Here is a 503-nt window from a genome sequence, read left to right on the forward strand (position 1 = left end):
GTTGCATCTGCGAGATGCCCTTCTTGTGGTCAGAATCGGTTCTGTAGAAAGTCCCATTCGTCCACCACAGCAGGGCATTTCGCGTCTAACGCGCATGTTGAGCGGCTACCTCATCGGTGCATTCAGGTTAAACCCAATACCGTTCAGTTAGTGCTGAATGATTGTGCATTCGGGTGATGTGGTGGGTTGCGGATGGTATTGGTGGTGGGAGCGTTTGGCTGCCCACTTGAAGATTTTGCGTTTGACAACGCGAGGGTTCGGTCGTAGGCGACGTGCGGGATTGAATCGGCGTTGCAGTTTCTCGATGGCGTGGTCCCACAATCGGGTGAGCGCTCTATGGTTGTGAGGGGGAAAAAGAGCTGTGCGAGAGCGATCGTCGCGCTATCCGCAGTGCCGCGACGAATGAGGCGCGGTCGGGGTCCTGTCCGCCTGCTCGCGCGGCGTCGACCATCAATGTTCGAATGGCGTAGTGGCAGCACAGGTGGCCCCAGATTTCTTGGAGT

Annotated in this window: 1 pseudogene; it reads right to left on the reverse strand. The window is 56.9% G+C overall.

Annotated features, from left to right (window positions below):
• Positions 1-334: 334 nt before the first annotated feature.
• Positions 335-503 (reverse strand): annotated as a pseudogene (locus QMK17_RS26360) (IS4 family transposase); the annotation flags it as partial.

This window comes from Rhodococcus sp. G-MC3 (assembly GCF_030063335.1).
Lineage (GTDB): Bacteria > Actinomycetota > Actinomycetes > Mycobacteriales > Mycobacteriaceae > Rhodococcoides.